The organism is Streptomyces yunnanensis (assembly GCF_029011865.1).
In the GTDB taxonomy this organism is placed as follows: domain Bacteria; phylum Actinomycetota; class Actinomycetes; order Streptomycetales; family Streptomycetaceae; genus Streptomyces; species Streptomyces yunnanensis.
Genome location: NZ_CP095749.1, coordinates 7,731,275 through 7,755,075 on the forward strand (window position 1 = coordinate 7,731,275; position 23,801 = coordinate 7,755,075).

10 protein-coding genes are annotated in these 23,801 nt (G+C 68.4%); all 10 read left to right on the forward strand.

Translation table 11 applies throughout. From position 1 onward, the window contains the following. Positions 1-68: 68 nt before the first annotated feature. Complete coding sequence (locus tag MOV08_RS33735; RefSeq protein WP_420834233.1) at positions 69-13,292, forward strand: amino acid adenylation domain-containing protein; 13,224 nt, start codon at positions 69-71, stop codon at positions 13,290-13,292. Positions 13,293-13,364: 72 nt separating this feature from the next. Continuing rightward, complete coding sequence (locus tag MOV08_RS33740) at positions 13,365-13,583, forward strand: MbtH family protein (protein ID WP_039638098.1); 219 nt, start codon at positions 13,365-13,367, stop codon at positions 13,581-13,583. A 96-nt stretch (positions 13,584-13,679) separates the two neighbouring features. Then, positions 13,680-17,372: a non-ribosomal peptide synthetase gene (locus tag MOV08_RS33745; protein WP_275310071.1), complete on the forward strand. Its 3,693-nt coding sequence runs from the start codon at positions 13,680-13,682 to the stop codon at positions 17,370-17,372. A 49-nt stretch (positions 17,373-17,421) separates the two neighbouring features. Then, positions 17,422-18,489 carry a 2,3-diaminopropionate biosynthesis protein SbnB gene (gene sbnB / locus MOV08_RS33750; protein ID WP_275310073.1) on the forward strand — a complete coding sequence of 356 codons (1,068 nt, stop codon included), beginning with the start codon at positions 17,422-17,424 and terminating at the stop codon, positions 18,487-18,489. Positions 18,490-18,504: 15 nt separating this feature from the next. Continuing rightward, a complete protein-coding gene (sbnA, locus tag MOV08_RS33755) occupies positions 18,505-19,485 on the forward strand; it encodes a 2,3-diaminopropionate biosynthesis protein SbnA (protein WP_039642125.1) in 981 nt (326 codons plus the stop codon). Between the two features lie 3 nt (positions 19,486-19,488). Then, complete coding sequence (locus MOV08_RS33760) at positions 19,489-20,781, forward strand: condensation domain-containing protein (RefSeq protein ID WP_039638100.1); 1,293 nt, start codon at positions 19,489-19,491, stop codon at positions 20,779-20,781. A 154-nt stretch (positions 20,782-20,935) separates the two neighbouring features. Next, positions 20,936-21,937 (forward strand): biotin synthase BioB, encoded by a 1,002-nt coding sequence (locus MOV08_RS33765; protein WP_275310075.1) that lies wholly within the window; start codon positions 20,936-20,938, stop codon positions 21,935-21,937. 1 nt (position 21,938) lies between these two features. Then, on the forward strand, positions 21,939-23,243 hold the full coding sequence (locus MOV08_RS33770; RefSeq protein ID WP_275310076.1) for a class I adenylate-forming enzyme family protein: 1,305 nt from the start codon (positions 21,939-21,941) through the stop codon (positions 23,241-23,243). A 17-nt stretch (positions 23,244-23,260) separates the two neighbouring features. Then, a complete protein-coding gene (locus MOV08_RS33775) occupies positions 23,261-23,539 on the forward strand; it encodes a phosphopantetheine-binding protein (RefSeq protein ID WP_039638101.1) in 279 nt (92 codons plus the stop codon). Positions 23,540-23,652: 113 nt separating this feature from the next. Next, positions 23,653-23,781, forward strand: coding sequence for a ubiquitin-conjugating enzyme E2 (locus MOV08_RS33780; protein WP_239010198.1), 129 nt, complete (start codon positions 23,653-23,655; stop codon positions 23,779-23,781). Positions 23,782-23,801: the final 20 nt, after the last annotated feature.

Consider the following 23,801-nt stretch of genomic DNA (forward strand, 5'->3'; position numbering starts at 1 on the left):
ATTCCACCGGCCGCCCCGGCGAAGCACATCCGGCTGACCCCCGGTAGATGGCTTGCGGCCAGGCGGATATGACCTGTCGGACGGATCTCGTCCGGAAAGAAAAGGGGAGCGAGAAGTTGGACGCCAAGGAATCCCTCTCGCGCGAAGAAGTGCTGTGCGGCCTCTTCGCGGAGGTGCTGGGGGTGGACCACGTAGGCCCCCAGGACGACCTCTTCGAGCGCGGCGGCCACTCGCTGACCGCGATCCGGCTGCTCGTCCGGATCCGCACCACCCTGGGTGCAGAGCTGATGATCAAGGACGTCTTCGACTCGCCCACCCCGGCCGCACTGGCCGGACGGCTGGACGAAGCGGCCGCCGGCACCGCCCGCGCCGCCCTGGCGCCGATGGCCCGGCCGGACCTGATCCCGCTCTCGTTCGCCCAGCGCCGGCTGTGGTTCCTGCACAAGCTGGAGGGTCGCTCGGCGACCTACAACGTCCCGCTCGCCCTGCGCCTCACCGGCTCCGTCGACGCCGAGGCGCTCCGCACGGCACTGCTCGATGTGATCGTCCGTCACGAGTCGCTGCGGACGGTGTTCCCGGAGGTCGACGGCGAACCCCACCAGCTGATCCTGGACCCGGCCGACGCTCACTTCACCTGGGAACACCGCCCGGTCCCCGCCGCCGACCTGCCCGACACCCTCCGCGAGGCAGCCCGCTACGGCTTCGACCTCGCCACCGAACTCCCGCTGCGGGCCTGGCTGTTCGAGACGGCCGTGGACCAGAGCACCCTGTTACTGCTGCTGCACCACATCGCCGGCGACGGCTGGTCGATGGCCCCGCTCGCCCGCGACGTGGTCAACGCCTACACCGCCCGCGCCGAGGGCCAGGCACCCCAGTGGTCCGAACTCCCCGTCCAGTACGCCGACTACACCCTCTGGCAACGCGAACAGCTCGGCGACGCCGACGACCCCGACAGCGTCTACGCCGACCAGGTCTCCTACTGGCGCGACGAGTTGACGGACCTCCCGACCGAGGTCAGCTTCCCCACGGACCGCCCCCGGCCCGCCGTCGCCCGCTTCACCGGCGCACGCCTCGACCACCGTCTCGACGCCGCCCTGCACCAGCGCGTCGTCGAACTGGCCCGCCGCACCAACACCACCGTCTTCATGGTGCTCCAGGCCGGCCTGGCCGCACTGCTGACCCGCCTCGGCGCGGGGACCGACATCCCGCTGGGCAGCGGCGTCGCCGGCCGCACCGACGAGGCACTGGACGACCTGGTCGGCCTCTTCGTCAACACCTTCGTGCTGCGCACCGACACCTCGGGCGACCCCGCCTTCGACGAGCTGCTGACCCGGGTCCGCGAACGCAGCGTCGCCGCCCACGAACGGCAGGACGTCCCCTTCGAGCACCTGGTGGAGGTCCTCAACCCCCAGCGCTCCACCAGTCACCACCCGCTGTTCCAGATCGCGATGGTGCTCCAGAACGCCCCGTCCGAGGAGTTCCTGCTGCCGCGGCTCCAGGTCCGCAGCGAGTTCATCGGCACCGGCACCTCCCGCTTCGACATGCTGGTCGAGATGTACGAGCGCCACGACCCCGCCGGCGCCGCGACCGGCATCGAAACGTACGTGGAGTACTCCACCGACCTCTTCGACCGCTCGACCGTCCAGGGGCTGCTGGCCCGCTGGGAGCGCCTGCTGGAGCAGGTGGTGGCCGACCCGTCGCTGCCGATCGGCCAGGTGGCGCTGCTCTCGGACGACGAGCGCGCGCAGCTGCTCACTGCCTGGAACGACACCGCCGCCGAGGTGCCCGGGGCGACCCTTGCCCAGCTCTTCGAGAACCGGGCGCGTCATGACGCGGCAGCCACCGCCCTCGTCCACGGCGAACGATCCCTCACCTATGGCGAGTTGAACGCCCGGGCCAACCGGCTCGCGCACTGGCTGATCGGCCAGGGCGTCGGCCCGGAGAAGCTGGTGGCGGTCGAACTGCCCCGCTCGGCCGACATGGCCGTCGCCGCCCTCGCCATCCTCAAGGCCGGCGGCGCCTACGTCCCCCTCGACCCCGACTACCCGTCCGAACGCCGCGCGTTCATGCTCGCCGACGCCAACCCCGTCCTCGTCTTGGACGGGACCGCGCTCCACCGCGACCTCTCCGGATTCCCCGAGCACAACCCCGGGACCGCGATACGTCTGGACCAACCCGCCTACGTCATCTACACCTCCGGCTCCACCGGCCTCCCCAAGGGCGTCGTCGTCTCCCACACCGGCGTGGCGAGCCTGGCCCATGCCCAGGCCGAGCGGCTGGACGTCAACTCCCGCAGCCGCGTGCTCCAGTTCGCGTCGCCCAGCTTCGACGCGGCTTTCTGGGAGCTGGTGCTCGCCTTCGCCTCCGGCGCCGCGCTGGTGGTGCCCGAGGACGGCCGCCTGGTGGGCGAGGCCCTGCGCAGCGTCCTCGAAGGACAGCAGATCACCCATGTCACCCTTCCGCCGTCGGTGCTCGGCGCACTGCCCGCGGGCGCCGAATCGACGTTGCCCCTGCTGAGAACGGTGGTCCTCGCCGGCGAGGCATGCCCGCCCGAACTGGTGGCGGGCTGGTCCGTGGACCGGCGGGTGGTCAACGCCTACGGCCCCACCGAATCCACCGTCTGCGTCTCGATGAGCGACACCTCCACCGACGGCGTGATGCCGATCGGCGAGCCGGTGACGAACACCCGCGCCTATGTCCTCGATGAGGCGCTGCGTCCGGTCCCGGTGGGTGTGGTGGGTGAGTTGTATGCCTCGGGTGCGGGTCTGGCGCGTGGTTATGCCGGTCGGGCTGCCCTGACTGCGGAGCGGTTTGTGGCTTCGCCGTTTGAGGTGGGGGTGCGGATGTATCGCACGGGTGACTTGGCGCGGTGGCGGGCCGATGGGCAGTTGGAGTATGTGGGGCGTGCGGACGAGCAGGTCAAGGTCCGTGGTTTCCGTATCGAGCCTGGTGAGATCGAGTCGTTGTTGACGGCTTCGGAGGGTGTGCGTCAGGCGGTTGTGCTGGCGCGTGAGGATGTTCCGGGTGACCAGCGTCTGGCGGCCTACGTCGTCCCGGATCTGGCTGCGGCGGCCGCGGCGGGGGTCGATGTCGAGGCGGATGCCCAGGTGGAGGAGTGGCGCGAGATCTACGACTCGGTGTATGCGGGTGTGGGTTCGGGCGGTTTCGGTGAGGACTTCGGCGGTTGGGACAGTTCGTACTCCGGTGAGTCGATTCCGTTGGGTGAGATGCGTGCCTGGCGCGATGCGGTTGTCGAGCGGGTGCGTGACCTTGGTGGTCGGCGGGTGTTGGAGATCGGTGTGGGTTCCGGTCTGCTGATGGCCCATCTGGCCGGGGGAGTGGACGAGTACTGGGGTACGGACCTCTCCGCTGCGGTCATCGACCGGCTGTCCGTGCAGGTGGCGGAGGCCGGCCTGGCGGAGCGCGTGCGGTTGCGCGCTCAGCCGGCGGATGTGGTCGAGGGTTTGCCTGCCGGTCATTTCGACACGGTTCTGATCAACTCGGTGGTGCAGTACTTCCCGGATGGGGAGTATCTGGCTCGTGTGGTCGATCGGGCGTTGGGGTTGTTGGTGCCGGGTGGCCGTCTGGTCATCGGTGATGTCCGTAACGCTGGTTCGCTTCGGGTGTTGCACGCTGCGGTGCATTCCGGCCGTGGTGCGTCGGCCCGTGCGGTCGTCGATCGTGCGGTGTTGTTGGAGAAGGAACTGGTGGTGGCGCCGGAGTTCTTCACGGAGTTGGCGTCTGAGGATGTGCGGGTGGGGGCGGTGGACATTCGGCTGAAGCGGGGTGACTACCACAATGAGTTGACCCGGCATCGTTATGAGGTGGTGCTGCACAAGGCGCCGGGGGAGGTGTTGGATGTCGGGGCTGTGCCGCGGGTTGCTTGGACGCCGGGGTTGGATCCGGCGGTGCTGGAGGTGCCGGTTCGTGTCACGGGTATCCCCAATGCCCGTCTGGTGGCCGAGGTCGCCGTCGAGCGTCGGTTGGACGGTCTGGACGCGGACGACTTTGGCCCGGCGGTCGATCCGGAGGAGTTGGTGGCCCAGGGTGCGGAGTGCGGTCTGCGGATCGTCACCACCTGGTCGTCGCGGTCCGTGGCCCTCTTCGACGCCGTCGTCCTCCCGAAGGAGGCGAACGGGGCGACGGATGCGGAGACGAGCAACGAGCCCGTCCTCACGGGTGTCTACACGCCCGGTGCGGCACCTGGTCTTCGGGTCAACAACCCGGGTGCTGCCCGCGGTATCGGTGCGGTGGTGAAGGCGGCGCGGGAGCGGCTGGCCGAGCGGCTGCCCGAGTACATGGTTCCGTCCGCGGTGATGGTGCTGGACCGGCTGCCGTTGACCCCCAACGGGAAGTTGGACCGCAAGGCACTGCCGGTGCCGGACTACGCGGCCACCGCCGGTGGCCGGGGCCCGCGCACTCCGCAGGAGGAGACGCTGTGTGCCCTGTTCGCCGAGGTGCTGGGCGTGGACCGGGTCGGGATCGACGACAGCTTCTTCGACCTCGGCGGGCACTCGCTCCTCGCCACCCGCCTGGTCAGCCGCATCCGCAGCGTGCTCGGCACGGAACTGCCGATCAAGGACGTCTTCGAGGCGCCCACCGTGGCGCGGCTGGTGGCACTGCTGAACCGGGGCGGCGGGACCCGCACCGCCCTGGTCGCGGTGGAGCGCCCCGAGGTGGTGCCGCTGTCGTTCGCGCAGCGCCGGCTGTGGTTCCTGCACAAGCTGGAGGGCCGTTCGGCGACGTACAACATGCCGCTGGCCTTCCGCCTCACCGGCGCCGTGGACGCCGAGGCGCTGCATGCCGCGCTGCTCGATGTGATCGGCCGGCACGAATCGCTGCGCACCGTGTTCCCCGAAATCGACGGCGAGCCACACCAGTTGGTGCTGGATCCGGCGGACGCCCGGTTCGGCTGGGAGCACCGCTCGGTCTCCGAGGCGGAGCTGCCCGGCGCCCTGGCAGAGCCGGCCCGCCACGGCTTCGACCTCGCCTCTGAAATACCGGTCCGTGCCTGGCTGTTCGAGACGGCCGCGGACCAGAGCACCCTGTTGTTGCTGCTGCACCACATCGCCGCCGACGGCTGGTCGATGGGGCCGCTGGCCCGCGACGTCGTCGCTGCCTACACCGCCCGTGCGCAGGGTGAGGCCCCGCGGTGGTCCGAACTGCCCGTCCAGTACGTCGACTACACCCTGTGGCAGCGTGAGCTGCTGGGTGTCGAGTCCGACCCGGACAGCCTGTTTGCCCAGCAGGTCGACTACTGGCGCCGACAGCTGCACGACCTGCCCGAGCAGGTCGGTTTCCCCAGCGACCGGCCCCGTCCCGCGGTCGCCTCCTACGAGGGCGCCTGCGTCACGCTCACCGTCGAGGGAGAGCTACACCGGCGGATGGCGGAGCTGGCCCGGCGGACCAACAGCACCGTGTTCATGGTGTTGCAGGCCGGTATGGCGGCGCTGCTGACCCGCCTCGGTGCGGGGACCGACATCCCGCTGGGCAGTGGTGTCGCCGGCCGCACGGACGAGGCACTGGATGACTTGGTCGGGTTGTTCGTCAACACCTTCGTGTTGCGTACCGACACCTCGGGCGATCCGGCTTTCGAGGAGTTGTTGGGGCGGGTGCGGGAGGCCAGCCTGGCCGCCTACGCCCACCAGGACGTGCCGTTCGAGAACCTGGTGGAGCTGCTCAACCCGCAGCGCTCCACCTCCCACCACCCGCTCTTCCAGATCGCGCTGGTCCTCCAGAACACCGCCCAGGGCGACTTCACCCTCCCGGCACTCAGGGTCCACACCACCGAGGTGGACCCCGGTACCGCGCGGTTCGACATGCTCTTCTCGCTCACCGAGCGCCATGACGCCGCGGGGAACCCGGCCGGCATCGAGAGCGTGGTGGAGTTCGCCACCGACCTGTTCGACCGGTGCACCGTCGAGCGGCTCTTCGACCGGTGGATACGCCTCCTTGAACAGGCGCTGAGCGCCCCGGCCGAGCCGATCAGCCGAGCCGGCCTGCTGACCGAGACCGAGCGGCACCAGGTACTGACGGAGTGGAACGACACCGGCGTCGAGGTCCGCCAGGACACCCTGGTCGCACTCCTCGAAGCGCAGGTGCGGCGCACCCCCGACGCCACCGCCGTGCGCTTCGGCGAGACCACCCTCAGCTACGCCGAGCTGAACGCCCGGTCCAACCAACTGGCCCGGTATCTCGTCGAGTTGGGTGTCGGCCCGGAGAAGCTGGTGGCGGTGGCGCTGCCCCGCTCCACCGACACCGTGGTGGGCCTGCTCGCGGTGCTCAAGGCCGGCGGCGCCTACCTCCCGCTCGACCCCGACGACCCGGCCGAGCGGCTGCGGTACACCCTGCGTGACGCCCGTCCCGTACTGGCCCTGATCGCCCGCGGAAGCGGCCTCGACGCCCTGGACGACGAGCTGCCGTTCCTCGCCGTCGACGACGAGGAGACCCGCGGCGCCGTCGCCCGCCAGTCCCCCGAGGACCTGACGGACGCCGACCGCACCGCCCCGCTCACCCCCGCCCACCCGCTCTACGTCATCTACACCTCGGGCTCCACCGGCCTCCCCAAGGGCGTACTCGTCGAACACCGCGGACTGGCCAACAACCTCCAGTGGATGCAGGACGCCTACCCGGTCGGTCCCGGCGACGTACTGCTGTTCCGCACCTCGGTCCGGTTCGACTCCGTGGGTCTGGAGATCTGGTTCCCGCTGCTCAACGGCGCCGCGATCTGCGTCGCGCCGGGTGAAGTGATCCGCGACCCGCAACAACTGGTCGCCTTTCTCGCGGAGCACGGCGTCACCGTTGCCCAGTTCCCGCCTTCCCTGCTCGCCAACCTGCCGCAGCCCCCCGCCGGCCACCAGGTCAGCCGCATCTGGTCCAGCGGCGAGGCCCTGCGCCCGGATCTCGCGGCGCGGATCAGCGAGGACTGGAACAGCGCTCTCTTCAACCTCTACGGCCCGACCGAGATGACCATCCAGGTCGCCTCCTCCGTCTGGCAGAGCACCGACGACCCGACACACAACGTCCCCATCGGACGGCCCACTTGGAACACCCGGATGTTCGTCCTGGATGGCGGACTCCAGCCCGTACCGGTGGGCGTCGTGGGCGAGCTGTACGTCACCGGCGCCCAGGTGGCCCGCGGTTACGTGGGGCGCGCCGCCCTGACCGCGGAGCGCTTCGTGGCCTGCCCGTTCGAGCCGGGGGCGCGGATGTACCGCACCGGCGACCTGGTCCGCTGGCGCGCCGACGGACAGCTGGAGTTCGCCGGCCGTGCGGACGAGCAGGTCAAACTGCGTGGTTTCCGTATCGAGCCTGGTGAGATCGAGTCGTTGTTGACGGCTTCGGAGGGTGTGCGTCAGGCGGTCGTGCTGGCGCGTGAGGATGTTCCGGGTGACCAGCGTCTGGCGGCCTACGTTGTCCCGGATCTGGCTGCGGCGGCCGCGGCGGGGGTCGATGTCGAGGCGGATGCCCAGGTGGAGGAGTGGCGCGAGATCTACGACTCGGTGTATGCGGGTGTGGGTTCGGGTGGCTTCGGTGAGGACTTCGGCGGTTGGGACAGTTCGTACTCCGGTGAGTCGATTCCGTTGGGTGAGATGCGTGCCTGGCGCGATGCGGTTGTCGAGCGGGTGCGTGAGCTTGGTGGTCGGCGGGTGTTGGAGATCGGTGTGGGTTCCGGTCTGCTGATGGCCCATCTGGCTGGGGGAGTGGACGAGTACTGGGGTACGGACCTCTCCGCTGCGGTCATCGACCGGTTGTCCGTGCAGGTTGTGGAGGCCGGCCTGGCGGAGCGCGTGCGGTTGCGCGCTCAGCCGGCGGATGTGGTCGAGGGTTTGCCTGCCGGTCATTTCGACACGGTTCTGATCAACTCGGTGGTGCAGTACTTCCCGGATGGGGAGTATCTGGCTCGTGTGGTTGATCGGGCGTTGGGGTTGTTGGTGCCGGGTGGCCGTCTGGTCATCGGTGATGTCCGTAACGCTGGTTCGCTTCGGGTGTTGCACGCTGCGGTGCATTCCGGCCGTGGTGCGTCGGCCCGTGCGGTCGTCGATCGTGCGGTGTTGTTGGAGAAGGAACTGGTGGTGGCGCCGGAGTTCTTCACGGAGTTGGCGTCTGAGGATGTGCGGGTGGGGGCGGTGGACATCCGGTTGAAGCGGGGTGACTACCACAATGAGTTGACCCGGCATCGTTATGAGGTGGTGCTGCACAAGGCGCCGGGGGAGGTGTTGGATGTCGGGGCTGTGCCGCGGGTTGCTTGGACGCCGGGGTTGGATCCGGCGGTGCTGGAGGTGCCGGTTCGTGTCACGGGTATCCCCAATGCCCGTCTGGTGGCCGAGGTCGCCGTCGAGCGTCGGTTGGACGGTCTGGACGCGGACGACTTTGGCCCGGCGGTCGATCCGGAGGAGTTGGTGGCCCAGGGTGCGGAGTGCGGTCTGCGGATCGTCACCACCTGGTCGTCGCGGTCCGTGGCCCTCTTCGACGCCGTCGTCCTTGCGGGCGACTCGGGTCGGGCCGCACTGTCGGGGGTCTACGTTCCGGCCGGCTCGGGTGGTCCCTGGGTGAACAGTCCCGGTGCCGCTCGCGGTATCGGTGCGGTGGTGAAGGCGGCGCGGGAGCGGCTGGCCGAGCGGCTGCCCGAGTACATGGTTCCGTCCGCGGTGATGGTGCTGGACCGGCTGCCGTTGACCCCCAACGGGAAGTTGGACCGCAAGGCACTGCCGGTGCCGGACTACGCGGCCACCGCCGGCGGCCGGGGCCCGCGCACTGCGCAGGAAGAGGTGCTCTGCGGCCTGTTCGCCGAGGTGCTGGGCGTGGACCGGGTCGGGATCGACGACAGCTTCTTCGACCTCGGCGGGCACTCGCTCCTCACCACCCGCCTGGTCAGCCGCATCCGCAGCGCGCTCGGCGTGGAAGTCCCGATCGCCGCGGTCTTCGAGGCCCCCACGGTCGCCGGTCTGGCGCCCCGCCTCACCGGCAACGGCCGAACGCGTACCGCACTGGTGCCGATGGCGCGGCCGGACGTGGTGCCGCTGTCGTTCGCGCAGCGCCGGCTGTGGTTCCTGCACAAGCTGGAGGGCCGCTCGGCGACCTACAACATGCCGCTGGCGCTGCGCCTGTCGGGCGGTGTGGACGCGGAGGCGCTCCGCGGCGCGCTGAAGGACCTCATCGGCCGGCACGAGTCGCTGCGCACTGTCTTCCCCGAGATCAACGGGGAACCGCACCAGTCGGTGCTCGATATGCAACGGGTGGAGCTGGACTGGGAGCGCCGCCCGGTGACGGAGACGGAGCTGCCCGGGGCACTGGAGGAGGCGGCCCGCTACGGCTTCGATCTCGCCGCCGAAATCCCCGTCCGTGCCTGGCTGTTCGAGATCCGACCGGACGAGAGCGTGCTGTTGCTGCTGGTGCACCACATCGCCGGTGACGGTTGGTCGATGGGGCCGATAGCGCGCGACCTCGTCGCCGCCTACACCGCCCGTGCGCAGGGGGAGGCCCCGCGGTGGTCCGAACTGCCCGTCCAGTACGTCGACTACACCCTGTGGCAGCGTGAGCTGCTGGGTGCCGAGTCCGACCCGGACAGCCTCTACGCCCAGCAGGTCGGCTACTGGCGCAAGCAGCTCGACGGGCTGCCCGAGCAGGTCACCTTCCCCGCCGACCGCGCCCGCCCGGCCGTCGCCTCGTTCGACGGCACCCACCTTCAGTTCGACATGACGGCCGACCTGCACCAGCGCCTGGTGCGGCTGGCCCGTCGCACCAACACCACCGTCTTCATGGTGTTGCAGGCCGGTATGGCGGCGCTGCTGACCCGCCTCGGCGCGGGGACCGACATCCCGCTGGGCAGTGGTGTCGCCGGCCGCACGGACGAGGCACTGGATGACTTGGTCGGGTTGTTCGTCAACACCTTCGTGTTGCGTACCGACACCTCGGGCGATCCGGCTTTCGAGGAGTTGTTGGGGCGGGTGCGGGAGGCCAGCCTGGCCGCCTACGCCCACCAGGACGTGCCGTTCGAGAACCTGGTGGAGCTGCTCAACCCGCAGCGCTCCACCTCCCACCACCCGCTCTTCCAGGTCGCCCTGGTCCTCCAGAACGCCCCCGAAGGCGACTTCGACCTGCCGGATCTGCGGGTCCGCCCCGAAGAGGTCGGCATCGGCCGGTCCCGCTTCGACATGCTGCTCAGCCTCGCCGAACGCGCAGGCGAGCAGGGCGTCACCGGCACCATCGAGTACTCCACCGACCTCTTCGACCGCTCGACCGTCGAGGGACTGCTGGCCCGGTGGGTGCGGCTGCTGGAGCAGGTGGTGGCCGACCCGTCGCTGCCGATCGGCCAGGTGGCGCTGCTCTCGGACGACGAGCGCGCGCAGCTGCTCACTGTCTGGAACGACACCGCCGCCGAGGTGCCCGGGGCGACCCTTGCCCAGCTCTTCGCGTCCCAGGCACGGCGGGACGCGGCGTCCACCGCGCTGATCAACGGTGAACATGTCCTCTCCTACGGCGAGTTGAACGCCCGGGCCAACCGGCTCGCGCACTGGCTGATCGGCCAGGGCGTCGGCCCGGAGAAGCTGGTGGCGGTCGAACTGCCCCGCTCGGCCGAGATGGTGATCGCGGTCCTGGCCGTCCTCAAGGCCGGTGGTGCCTACGTGCCCCTCGACCCGGCCTACCCGGCCGAACGCCGCGCCTTCATGCTCGCCGACGCGGCGCCGCTGCTCGTCCTGGGTGCCGAGGCGTCGGCCCGGGACCTGTCCGGCTTCCCGGACACCGACCCCGAGGTCGTCGTGGACCCGGCGAACCCGGCCTACGTCATCTACACCTCCGGCTCCACCGGCCTCCCCAAGGGCGTGGTGGTGTCCCACCGCGGCATGGCCAGCCTGGCGCACACCCAGCTTGAGCGCCTGGGAGCCACCTCCCGCAGCCGCGTCCTTCAGTTCGCCTCGCCGAGCTTCGACGCCGCCGTGTGGGAACTGGTGGTCACGTTCGCCGCCGGCGCCGCCCTGGTGGTGCCCGACAGCGGGCGCCTGGTGGGCGAGGCCCTGCGCGACCTTCTGGCCGCCCAGCGGATCACCCACGCGCTGATCCCGCCCTCCGTGGTTGCCACCCTGCCCGCCGAGGCGGCCGGGGAACTCACCGACTTCACGTGCCTGGTCGTCGGTGCCGAAGCGACTCCGCCGGAGCTGGTGGCCCGCTGGGCCGCCGCCGGCCGCCGCGTCGTCAACGCCTACGGCCCGACCGAATCGACCGTGGCCATCTCGATGAGCGGCGCCCTCTCCGGCGGCGTGGTACCCATCGGCCGCCCCGTCGCCAACACCCGCGCCTATGTCCTCGATGAGGCGCTGCGTCCGGTCCCGGTGGGTGTGGTGGGTGAGTTGTATGCCTCGGGTGCGGGTCTGGCGCGTGGTTATGCCGGTCGGGCTGCCCTGACTGCGGAGCGGTTTGTGGCTTCGCCGTTTGAGGTGGGGGTGCGGATGTATCGCACGGGTGACTTGGCGCGGTGGCGGGCCGATGGGCAGTTGGAGTATGTGGGGCGTGCGGACGAGCAGGTCAAGGTCCGTGGTTTCCGTATCGAGCCTGGTGAGATCGAGTCGTTGTTGACGGCTTCGGAGGGTGTGCGTCAGGCGGTCGTGCTGGCGCGTGAGGATGTTCCGGGTGACCAGCGTCTGGCGGCCTACGTCGTCCCGGACCTGGCTGCGGCGGCCAAGGCCGGAGTCGTCGAGGAGGCGCCATCCGCCGGGGACGCCCAGGTCGGCGAATGGCGCGAGATCTACGACTCGGTGTATGCCGGTGCGGGCTCGGGCGGTTTCGGTGAGGACTTCGGCGGCTGGGACAGTTCGTACACCGGCAAGCCCATTCCCCTCGACCAGATGCGTGCCTGGCGCGATGCCGTCGTCCAGCGCGTACGCGACCTCGGCGGCAGCCGGATCATGGAGATCGGTGTGGGTTCCGGTCTGTTGATGGGGCATCTGGCCGGGGGAGTGGACGAGTACTGGGGTACGGACCTCTCGGGTGCGGTCATCGAGCGGCTTCGGCATCAGGTGGCTGAGGCGGGCCTGTCCGACCGGGTCCGGCTACGGTGCCAAGCCGCGGATGTGGTCGAGGGTTTGCCTGCCGGTCATTTCGACACGGTTCTGATCAACTCGGTGGTGCAGTACTTCCCGGATGGGGAGTATCTGGCTCGTGTGGTCGATCGGGCGTTGGGGTTGTTGGTGCCGGGTGGCCGTCTGGTCATCGGTGACGTCCGTAACGCTGGTTCGCTTCGGGTGTTGCACGCTGCGGTGCATTCCGGCCGTGGTGCGTCGGCCCGTGCGGTCGTCGATCGTGCGGTGTTGCTGGAGAAGGAACTGGTGGTGGCGCCGGAGTTCTTCACGGAGTTGGCGTCTGAGGATGTGCGGGTGGGGGCGGTGGACATTCGGTTGAAGCGGGGTGATTACCACAATGAGTTGACCCGGCATCGTTATGAGGTGGTGCTGCACAAGGTGCCGGGGGAGGTGTTGGATGTCGGGGCTGTGCCGCGGGTTGCTTGGACGCCGGGGTTGGATCCGGCGGTGCTGGAGGTGCCGGTTCGTGTCACGGGTATCCCCAATGCCCGTCTGGTGGCCGAGGTCGCCGTCGAGCGTCGGTTGGACGGTCTGGACGCGGTCGACTTTGGCCCGGCGGTCGATCCGGAGGAGTTGGTGGCCCAGGGTGCGGAGTGCGGTCTGCGGATCGTCACCACCTGGTCGTCGCGGTCCGTGGCCCTCTTCGACGCCGTCGTCCTTGCGGGCGACTCGGGTCGGGCCGCACTGTCGGGGGTCTACGTTCCGGCCGGCTCGGGTGGTCCCTGGGTGAACAGTCCCGGTGCCGCTCGCGGTATCGGTGCGGTGGTGAAGGCGGCGCGGGAGCGGCTGGCCGAGCGGCTGCCCGAGTACATGGTTCCGTCCGCGGTGATGGTGCTGGACCGGCTGCCGTTGACCCCCAACGGGAAGTTGGACCGCAAGGCACTGCCGGTGCCGGACTACGCGGCCACCGCCGGTGGCCGGGGCCCGCGCACTGCGCAGGAAGAGGTGCTCTGCGGCCTGTTCGCCGAGGTGCTGGGCGTGGACCGGGTCGGGATCGACGACAGCTTCTTCGACCTCGGCGGGCACTCGCTCCTCGCCACCCGCCTGGTCAGCCGCATCCGCAGCGAGCTGAACGCCGAAGTGGCGATCGGCACGCTCTTCACCGCACCGACCGTCGCCGGACTGGTCGAGCGGATGGCGGAGGAACCCCGGACCGCCGCCAAGAAACGACCGGCGCTGCGCCGCATGGCACGGCCGACCGGCAAGTCCTGAGGAATTCCCGGGAAGGGCAAGGGCCTTTCCCGGGGCTGGCCCATCCACCGAGAGATGAATGAGGAAGAGATCATGAGCAACCCCTTCGAGAACCCGGACGCCACCTACCTCGTGCTCGTCAACGACGAGGGCCAGCACTCGCTGTGGCCCGAGTCCATCGAGGTGCCCGCCGGCTGGACCGTCGCCAAGACCGCGGACACCCGGGACGCCTGCCTGGCGTACGTCGAGGAGACCTGGACGGACATGCGCCCGGCCAGCCTGGTCAAGGCGATGGCCGCAGCGGAGGCCTGAGCCGGCCTCAGCCGGACCCGCCGCATCATCGGTGGCGCTCTTCTCCCCGGAGAGCGCCACCGGTCACCTACCTCTCTCGTGAAGGCAGCAGGAACTATGGGCATACCCACCGACGCCGGCCCGGACAGGGAATCGGGGATCGTCACCGCCATTCCGTGGTGGCGCACCGCACCACGGCAAGACGCCTTGCCGACGACCGAGTACGCGTGCCTGGTCCCCGCGGGCACGGTCGAGGGGCTGACCGGGCTCGCCGAGCGCCTGCGAGTGGGATTCGGCTCCGTACTGCTGGCGGCGCATGCCAAGGTGCTGGCCGCGCTCACCGGTGAGTCGGATGTCCTGACCGGATACGCCGCGCCCGGTGGCGACGGTCAACCGTTGCCGCACCGGCTGCCGGTGACGGACGGCAGCTGGCGGAAGCTGGTACTGACCGTCCATCAGACCGTTCGGGGGGAGCAGCGGAACCCGGCGGCGGAGGCGGGGGCGGCCGCGCCGGAGTACGAGGTGGTTCTCGATCTCTCCGCGCTGGACGCGGCGACTGGTGTTGCTGGGCGGGTGCCTGACGGAGGACTGGCCGACGGCCGCCCGCTGCCGGCTCCCCTCGTACTGCGCATCGCCGTCACCCCGGCACCCCACGGCGGATTGCGGCTGCGGCTCACCGGCCGCGGCGATGTCCTCGACCTGCCGTACGCACAGCGGATCGCAGGCTACCTGCTGACCGCCCTGACACTGATGACCGGTGACGACACCGCCGGGCACCACTGCGGGCGCCTCCTCTCCCCGGACGAACTCGCCCACCAGATCGACGGCTTGGCCGGGCCGGTGCGTGACCTTCCGGACCGCCGGATGCACGAGCTGTTCGAGGAGCGGGTACGGCAGCACCCCGACCTGATCGCCGCCGTCCACGACGGGACGGAGTGGACGTACGGCGAGGTGAACCGCCGGGCCAACCGCATCGCCCACGCACTGCTGGACCGGGGGCTCCGGCCCGAGGACGTGGTCGCCGTGGTCACCGAACGGAACCTCGGCTGGCTGGCGGCAGCGCTGGGCGTCTTCAAGGCGGGAGGGGTCTACCTCCCGGTGGAACCGCACTTCCCGGCCTCCCGCATCGCCGCGATGCTCGGCCGCAGCGAGTGCCGGTTCGTCCTCACCGAACCGGGCAGCACCGGCAACCTCGACCAGGCCCTGACGGGGCTCGGCGAGCCCCCGCGGTTGCTCATCGCCGACCTCGTCACCGAGGCCCGTCCGGAGGGCCGGGACGACACCGCGCCCGTGGAGCGCGAGCACCGTGAGACGGACCCGGGCGTTCCGGTCTCTGCCGGCCAACTCGCCTACGTGTACTTCACCTCAGGCTCCACCGGCGAGCCGAAGGGCGCGATGTGCGAGCACGCCGGCATGCTCAACCATCTGCTCGCCAAGATCGAGGATCTGGAGATCGGCCCCGGCCAGACGGTCGCTCAGACGGCACCGCAGTGCTTCGACATCTCGCTGTGGCAGCTGGTGAGCGGGCTCCTGGTGGGCGCCCGGACCTTGATCATCGGCCAGAAGGAGGTCCTGGACGTCCGGCGCTGTGTCGACACCCTTGTCGAGGGCGAGGTCGAGGTGCTCCAGGTCGTCCCGTCGTATCTGGAGGTGATGCTCACCTACCTGGAGGAGCATCCGCGCAGCCTGGGCCGGTTGCGCAGTGTCTCGGCGACTGGCGAGGCGTTGAAGAAGGAGCTGGTCGAGCGCTGGTTCGCCGCGTACCCGGACATCAGACTGGTCAACGCGTACGGCTTGACCGAGACCTCCGACGACACCAACCACGAGGTGATGGAGCGGGTGCCCGGCCGTGACCGGGTGCCGCTCGGATCGGCGGTCCGCAACGTCCGGGTGTATGTGGTGGACGAGCACCTGGAGCCGGTTCCGCTGGGCGCGCCGGGCGAGATCGTGTTCTCCGGGGTCTGTGTGGGCCGCGGGTACATCAACGACCCGGAGCGGACCGCTGCGGCCTTCGGGACCGATCCGCACCGCCCGGGTGAGCGGCTCTACCGCTCGGGGGACATCGGCCGGTGGCTGCCGGAAGGGACGTTGGAGTTCCTCGGCCGGCGGGACGCCCAGACCAAGATCCGGGGATTCCGGATCGAGATCGGTGAGATCGAGAACCATCTGCTGCGGGTGCCGGGGGTACGGGACTCCGCGGTGGTCGTGGCGGAAAGCCCCGACCGGGAAAAGCACTTGGTCGCGTTCTACGCCGCAGACGTCCCGCTGGACGCGGATGCGATCCGGCAGGCCCTGGCCGACACGCTGCCTCCCTACATGGTGCCGGGGATCTACCGGCACCGGGACGCCCTGCCGCTGACCGGCAACGGCAAGATCGACAAGAAGGCGCTGACCCGGGACGGGACCACCCTCATCGCCGCCACGGCAGCCACCGCTTCCCCCGAGGGACCGCTCTCCGCCGGCCCGGTCGGCGACGACGCCCCGCGCACGGCGACCGAGCAGCGGCTGGCCCGGATCTGGGCGCAGGTGCTCAGCCTGCCGGTCACCGAGATCACCCGAAACCACCACTTCTTCGCGTCCGGCGGTACCTCGCTGTCGGCGGTACGCCTCGGGATCGCGCTCGGCGGACCGGTGACGCTTCAGGACATCGTCGACCACCCGGTCCTGGCCGAGCTCGCCTCGGCCATGGACGAGAGGGACGAGAAGGCACCGCAGGAGGGCGAGGCCGCGCCGCCGGCCGGCGCGCACACACCACAGGACCAGGGGACGACGGCGCCGACCTGGTCGCCCGCCGCACCGGCCGCCACCGGAGCCGGGGAACTCGGCCTGGAACTGGCCCCCGGCAAACCCCCGGTCCTGCGGGTCACCGAGGACGTCGCGCCCGGCCGTTTAGCCGACTGGACCGGCGAGCGCAGGGCCGCGCTGGAAGCCGCGCTGCTGGAGCACGGCGCCGTACTGATCCGCGGCCTCGGCGTGCGCGATGCCGCCGCGCTCGGCTCGATCGGCGAACGGCTCTCGGGATCGGTGCCGGCGGAGCGGGAAGCGTTCGCCCGGCGCCGCCCGCTCGGCGGGCGGGTGCTCTCCTCCCTGGAATGGCCGGCTGACCAGCCCATGTGCATGCACCACGAGTTGAGCTACGGGCTGGAATTCCCCCGGCTGCTCACCATCGGCTGCTTCACCGCACCGGCCACCGGCGGCGTCACCGGCCTCGCCGACGCCCAGGCGGTCCTCGCCGGCCTGCCGCAGCCGCTCGTCGAACGCTTCACCGACCACGGCTGGTCACTGCTCCGCTCCTACAACGACCTGGTCGGCGTTGGCTGGCAGGAGGCGCTGGCCGCAGCCGACCGGGCGGCCGCGGAGGCGTACTGCCGAGCCAACGGAACCGCCTTCGCGTGGCAGCCGGACGGCGGACTGCACACCACCCAGCGTCGCTCCGCGGTGATCCGGCATCCGTTGACCGGACGCCCGGTCTGGTTCAACCAGATCGCGTTCCTCAACGAATGGACCATGGACCCCGCCGTCCGGGAGTATCTGGTGATGCAGTTCGGCGAGCAGGGACTGCCGTTCAACACCTGCTTCGGCGACGGCTCGCCCATCGACCGGGACACCATCGCGACCATCAACGAGGTCTACGAGGCCGCGACGCTGCGCGAGCCCTGGCAGGCCGGTGACGTCCTCCTCGTGGACAACATCCGCATGGCCCACAGCCGCGAACCGTACGAGGGGCAGCGCGAAGTGGGCATGGTCCTCGGCGCCCCCGTACGCCTCGCCGACTGCTCTCCCACCCACCAGCCGGTCGCCATCCCCTGACCGCCCGTCCCGTCCGCCGATCCCCTCTGAAACGGAGCCGTCCATCGTCATGAACGCACAGATCCCCTCGTTCGCCGTGGTTCCCGGCGCCCAGGTCCACCAGGTGCTGACCGGATACGAGCAGCAGATCATCGAGCTGGTCGAGGAGGCTTACCGGGCGCACGGCGAGGGCGATTCGGTCAACCCGCCGTCGTACTTCCTGCGGTTCCCCGACCGGCCGTCCTCAAGGATCATCGCGCTGCCCGCCTCACTCGGTGGCCGCACCCAGGTCGACGGCATGAAGTGGATCTCCAGCTTTCCGGAGAACATCCACGCCGGGATCCCCCGCGCCTCTGCCGTACTGGTCCTCAACGACCAGCGCACCGGCTATCCGCTCGCCTGCATGGAGAGCTCCATCATCAGCGCCACCCGGACGGCGGCCTCCGCGGCGTTGGCCGCCGACCGGCTCACCCGGGGCCGGGAGCGCGGCCGCCCGCGCCGGGTCGGATTCCTCGGCGTCGGACTCATCGCCCGGTACATCCACAGCTATCTCCGGGGCGCCGGCTGGGAGTTCGACGAGCTCGGCATCCACGACCTCGACGCGGAGAACGCCCAGGGCTTCCGCGGGTACCTGGAACGCGGCGGGTCGGGCGGCCGGATCACCGTGCACGGGTCCGCCGAGGAGCTGATCCGCGCAAGCGACCTGGTGGTCTTCGCCACGGTCGCCGGCACCCCGCATGTCACCGACCCCGGCTGGTTCACCCACAACCCCCTTGTCCTCCACATCTCGCTGCGCGACCTGGCACCCGAGATCATCCTCGCCTCGGCCAACGTCGTGGACGACGTCGAGCACTGCCTCAAGGCCGACACCTCCCCGCACCTGGCCGAACAGGCGGCGGGAAACCGGTCGTTCATCGACGGGACGCTCTTCGACGTGATGTCCGGCCGGGTGACCCTGCCCGAGGACCGGCCCGTGATCTTCTCCCCGTTCGGCCTCGGCGTCCTGGACCTCGCGGTCGGCAAGTACGTCTACGACCACCTCCGGGCGCGCGGCGAACTCCGGGTCGTGGCGGACTTCTTCCACGACGTCAGCCGTTACGGCGAGAACGACGATCCGCGCGGCGGCAGTGATGAATGAGCGGAGGTGGCCGTCTTGCCGGTGATCACCTCGCCCGAGGAGTTCAACACCGAGGACCTCTACGTCGATCTGCGCCCGGTCCTTGGCAGCCCGGTGTACCTGAAGTGCGAGGGGTTCAACTTCGCTGGGTCCATCAAGCTCAAGGCCGCCGCGACCATGGTGGAGGAGGCCGAGAAGGCGGGACTGCTCACCCGGGACTCCATTCTTGTGGAGTCCTCCTCGGGCAACCTCGGCGTGGCACTGAGCATGATCGCCGCCACTAGGGGCTACCGCTTCCTGTGTGTGACGGACAGCCGCTGCAACCCCGCCACCCGGCGGATGATGGAAGCGCTGGGCGCCGAGGTGCACACGGTGACCGAACCCGACGGCGAGGGCGGCTTCCTCGGCGCCCGGCTCAGCCACGTCCATGACCTGTGCGCCGCCGACTCGCGGTATGTCTGGCTGAACCAGTACACCAACGAGTTCAACTGGATCGCCCACCACCGCATCACCGCCCCGGCCATCGCCCAGCGCTTCCCCAACCTCGATGTGCTCTTCGTCGGTGCCGGCACCACGGGCACCCTGATGGGCTGCGCCAGGTACTTCCGGGAGTCGGGGCGTCCGGTGACTGTCGTCGCGGTCGACACGGTCGGCTCGGTGACCTTCGGCGGCCTGCCCCAGCCCCGAATGATCCCCGGTCTGGGCGCCGGAGTGCGTCCCCAACTCCTCGATCCCGCCTGTATAGACGACGTGGTCATGGTCCCGGAACCGGAGACCGTCCGCGCCTGCCACCGGCTCGCCGCGGCCGGCTTCCTCTTCGGTGGATCCACCGGCACCGTCGTCGCCGGCGCCCAGCGGTGGCTGGCCAGGCACCGCCCGGACGCCGAACTCACCGCCGTGGCCATCGCCCCCGACCTCGGCGAACGCTATCTGGACACGCTCTACCAGGAAACCTGGGTTCGCGAGGTCTATGGCGACGACGCACCACTCGCCCCGCTGACCGTGACGAGAGGCTGACCGTTGACCGAGCGACTGGCGCTGACCTCTGCCCAGACCGGTGTGTGGGTTGCACAGCAACTGAACCCCGGCGACACATCATTCACGTGCACGGAGTACTGCGACATCGCAGGGCCGGTCGACCCCGATCGCTTCAGGGCGGCATTGTGCGAGGTAGTGGCCGCCACTCCGGCGTTGCGGGCTGGATTCGACCTCGGAGACGAAGGCCTGGTCCAGCACATCGACGACACGGTCGACATACCCATGCATTATCTCGATCTGAGCCGGGAATCGGACGCCTATGCGGCAGCCAGGTGCTGGATGGCCAGGCATCGCGAGAATCATGGATTTGACCTCACCAAAGGTCCGCTTGCTACTTGGGCGCTTTTCAAGGCAGCCTCAGATCGCTTCATCTGGTACAGGGCTGTTCACCACATTGCTGTCGACGGTCTCGGACACTCGCTGATCGCTTCTGCCGTTGCCGATTCCTACACGGCGTTGAGCACCGGCCGCCGTCGGCGCACAGCTCCGGTGGGCACCCTCCGGCAGGTGGTCGAGGCGGATATCGCCTACCAGCGATCCGATGCGTTCAGACGCGACGGCGAGTTCTGGGCCGCGTACCTGGAAAATCGGATGGACACCGTGAGTCTGACCGACTGGCGACTGCCACCCAACGGGGCTGCTATCCGGGAGAGTGCATACCTTGAGCCTGCGGAAGTAGGCATGCTCAGGTCCGTCGCGCGAGACCTCGTCCTTCCTTGGCCGGCGGTTGTCGTCGCGGTCCTCGCTGTCCAGCTGCACCGGGCTACCGGAGTGCGACGCATGACTCTCAGCCTGCCGGTGACCGCCCGGACGGAACCTGCTCTGCGTACGGTGCCCGCGATGGTGTCGAACACGGTGCCACTGCGCCTCGACCTGACGGCGAAAGCAGATTTCAAGACTGTTGCGGAACAGGCGGCAGAAGGCCTAAAAGAGGTGCTGCGCCACCAGCGCTACCCAATGGAGCGGCTGGCCCGACTTGTACCCGGCCTCCCGGCCGGAAGACGCCAGTTCGGCCCGGAAATCAACATCATGTCATTCCACTACGATGACGACTATGCGGGCTCTCGGGCCACTGTCCACAGCCTGAACTCAGGCCCGGTAGAGGATCTGACAATTAACATCTACCACCGGGGTTGGAGTCAGGGCATGCACATTGCTTTCGATGGAAACTCTGCTCTCTATGGTCGGGCCGAATTGTCTCACCACGTCGAAGAATTTGCGTCATTGCTGCGCTCGGTCAGGGGTCTCCTCGACGGTGGCCTCATCACTTCGTGAGTGGCAGTGCTGCGCGGCAGGGACGCGGTACGGCGAGAATCGGACGCAAGTCAGGATCCGATCTCCTCTGCGGTTTCTACGGCAGCAGTGGAGGTCACCGAATCTCTGAACCAATATCGAAAATTCTGTCGGAGGTATGTGAATGAGTGGGAAAATGCTGACCCGTTCCGAAATTCGTGCCGCGCTGCAGGCGAGTGGTGAGCAGCAGCAAGAGCTTTTCGCCGAGGCCCGGCGACGTCGCCAGGAACATTTCGGCCGACGTATCGTGGTCCGCGGAGTCATCGAGATCACCAATGTCTGTCGCGTGAACTGTGATTATTGCCCTATGCGTCGCGACAACGTTCAGGATAACGACCGGTTCTTCATGAGCAGCGAAAACATACAACGCTGCGCCCGGTCAATCCGCGATGCCGGAATAAATGTGGTGCTACTCCAGGGCGGCGAGACCACACGTGTGCTGTCCGTGCTCAGGGAGTCGATACCGGCTATCAGGGAAATTTATGACGGTGACGTCGAGATTCTGCTCAACGTCGGGAACTTGACCAGAGCTCAGTACAAGAATCTTCGGGAACTGGGGGCCGTAAGCTACATCATCAAACACGAGACCAGTGATCCGGAATTGTTCAGGGCGATACGTCACGAGGATCTCGAGCAGCGTCTCCGGTGCATGCGCGATCTACTCGATCTCGGGTACCGGGTCGGTACCGGTCTCATCTCTGGACTTCCGGGACAGAGCATTGAGAGCATCATCGATGACATTGAACTGGCTGGTGAGCTCGGTGTGCACATGTGCAGCGTGAGCCCCTTTGTTCCGGCCCCGGATACTCCGCTTTCCATCGCGCCGGCAGGATCGAATGAATTAGCGTTGAACATCATCGCGATACTGCGGATCTGCTACCCGCACCTCCTCATCCCCTCGGTGAGCGCACTTGAAAAAACTGATTCGGGTGGCCAGTCCCGCGGTCTGGACGCCGGGGCGAACGTCCTGACCGTGAATTTCACCGGCGAGGCCGACCGCGATCGCTACCTGATCTATGGAAACAAGCGCTTCGTAGTGGGATTGGAGCACGCCAGGAAGCTGGCCGACAACGCGGGGCTGATCATGGGTCGCTCGATCTTTATCGGTGATGGAGATGAACGTATGAGGTGGGAGTGAAGTGCACAGCGCACGCCAGAACCTAGTTGATCGCATCATTCGCAGCGGAGCGCGGCTGGGCGGACGTTCCGTCTCCGCGGTCCTGGAAGATCTGAGCCGGATTGCCGACGATCTCCTTGAGGCCGGCGTCGAAGCGGGAAATATCGTGGTGCTGGAGGACCTCCAAGGCCCACATCTCCTTGCGGTGCTTTTGAAGGTGTGGCAGCTCGACGCGATTCCCGTGCTGTGCACCAAGCGTCCCGACTTACCGCAGGGCGGCGCTTCATTCCTTGTCGACAAAAATTTCACGGTTAGGGCTCCGGAGTCGGGAATCCCGACCCAAGGGCTCGAGACCACCGCGCTCATGCACGTCAGTTCCGGTTCGACCGGGAAGCCGAAAATCGTGAGGCGCGGTGTCGCCAGCGTTCTGGCAGAGGCGATGGGGTACCGAACCCTGCTGCCGATGGCGCCTGAGGATAACGTGATCGTCCCCGTACCGGTGGTGCACTCATATGGCTCGGGATTCGCACTCAGCGCACTGATCAATGGTTGTACCGTCGATGCTGAACCAGTGGTGCGTGTCTCACGGCTGGTGCATAGGATCGACTCCGGAGCCTCTGTGGTTCTTGCGCTTTCGGCGCCACTCGCCCGCCTCCTCGCCGACGTCGAAGACGCGGGCGCCAAACCTGACCTGCGCGTGGCCATGGTAGGTGCCGGCCAGGTTAGCGAAGCACTGACTCGGAAGTTCGCCGCACGATTTGGTGTCCGCCTCATGCGGAACTACGGTTCGTCGGAAACCGGCGCGATCATGATGGGGGATCGAGGAATAGGGAGGCCGATTCCCGGGGTTGAGATTATCCACCCCGGGTGCGGGGAGGTCGGTGAACTCCAAGTAAGTTCAGTCGCCCCCATTGAGGGATGCATGGCAGACGCTGAAACCCCGGCCACGGTGTGGCGGACAGGCGACATCGTCGAATACCGCAGGGACGGCACGATCGAATTCATTGAACGCCGTCGGGGCGCGCTCCGCATTAATGGACGTTTTATCGATGCGCACGCAATTGAGAATGCCTTGCGTCAGATCCCTGGGGTCGATGATGTGTATCTCCTGGTGGTAGCGCGGACAGGTGCCGACGAGATCGATGATTTCCATGCTTTTGTCGCCGGAGCGGCTGTCGAGTCGGTCAAAATCGATGCGGCACTCATGCGACTTTCCGCTGACATGCCAAGACCGCGTGTGATGCGTTGTGAAAAGCTTCCGGTCAACGCGATAGGGAAGCCTGATAGGGCGGAGATGGAAAAAATGACACAGAAGGGTGTCCGGTAGCGATGGAAAAAGGGCGCATGAACGCCTGTGAGCGCCTGGTGGCAGCCACCCTCATCGAAATCATGAAAGCAAAAGGTGAGATCGCGCTGCAAGAGATTGATCTCGTTGAGGACGAAACGCTACGGGGCAAGGATTTCGCGCTTTTCGGTCTGAGTTCGCTTGACTGGATGGAGCTTGCCTCGCGGGTGGAGAAGCTTGCCGGCGTGGAGCTGGACGATGCGGTGATGATCGATCCCGAGATTCGCTCCATTGCCGGCTGGTCCGCCTGCCTCTACAGGGCCGGCGCTCTGTCCTGATGTGGCGGAGGCGCCGAGGTCGGGCGGCTGATCCATCGTCACCCCGGAACTCTCCGACCGGTGGTGACGGACACACCTCCGACGCCGCGCACACGGCGGATGAGCGGCAGCCCGTGAACCGCCTGGACACCGCACTCACCGCCGTGGCCATCGCCCCCGACCCCGGCGAACGCTGTCTGGACATGCTCCGCCAGGAAACCTGGTCCGCGATGTCCACGGCGACGACGCACCACCCCCAATGACCGTGACGAGAGGCTGACCG

What these genes read in the sequence shown, in the direction of transcription:
- MOV08_RS33735 (WP_420834233.1), top strand. Translation starts at nt 69, where the DNA reads ATGACCTGTCGGACGGATCTCGTCCGGAAAGAAAAGGGGAGCGAGAAG.
- MOV08_RS33740 (WP_039638098.1), top strand. Translation starts at nt 13,365, where the DNA reads ATGAGCAACCCCTTCGAGAACCCGGACGCCACCTACCTCGTGCTCGTC.
- MOV08_RS33745 (WP_275310071.1), top strand. Translation starts at nt 13,680, where the DNA reads ATGGGCATACCCACCGACGCCGGCCCGGACAGGGAATCGGGGATCGTC.
- sbnB (WP_275310073.1), top strand. Translation starts at nt 17,422, where the DNA reads ATGAACGCACAGATCCCCTCGTTCGCCGTGGTTCCCGGCGCCCAGGTC.
- MOV08_RS33765 (WP_275310075.1), top strand. Translation starts at nt 20,936, where the DNA reads ATGCTGACCCGTTCCGAAATTCGTGCCGCGCTGCAGGCGAGTGGTGAG.
- MOV08_RS33775 (WP_039638101.1), top strand. Translation starts at nt 23,261, where the DNA reads ATGAACGCCTGTGAGCGCCTGGTGGCAGCCACCCTCATCGAAATCATG.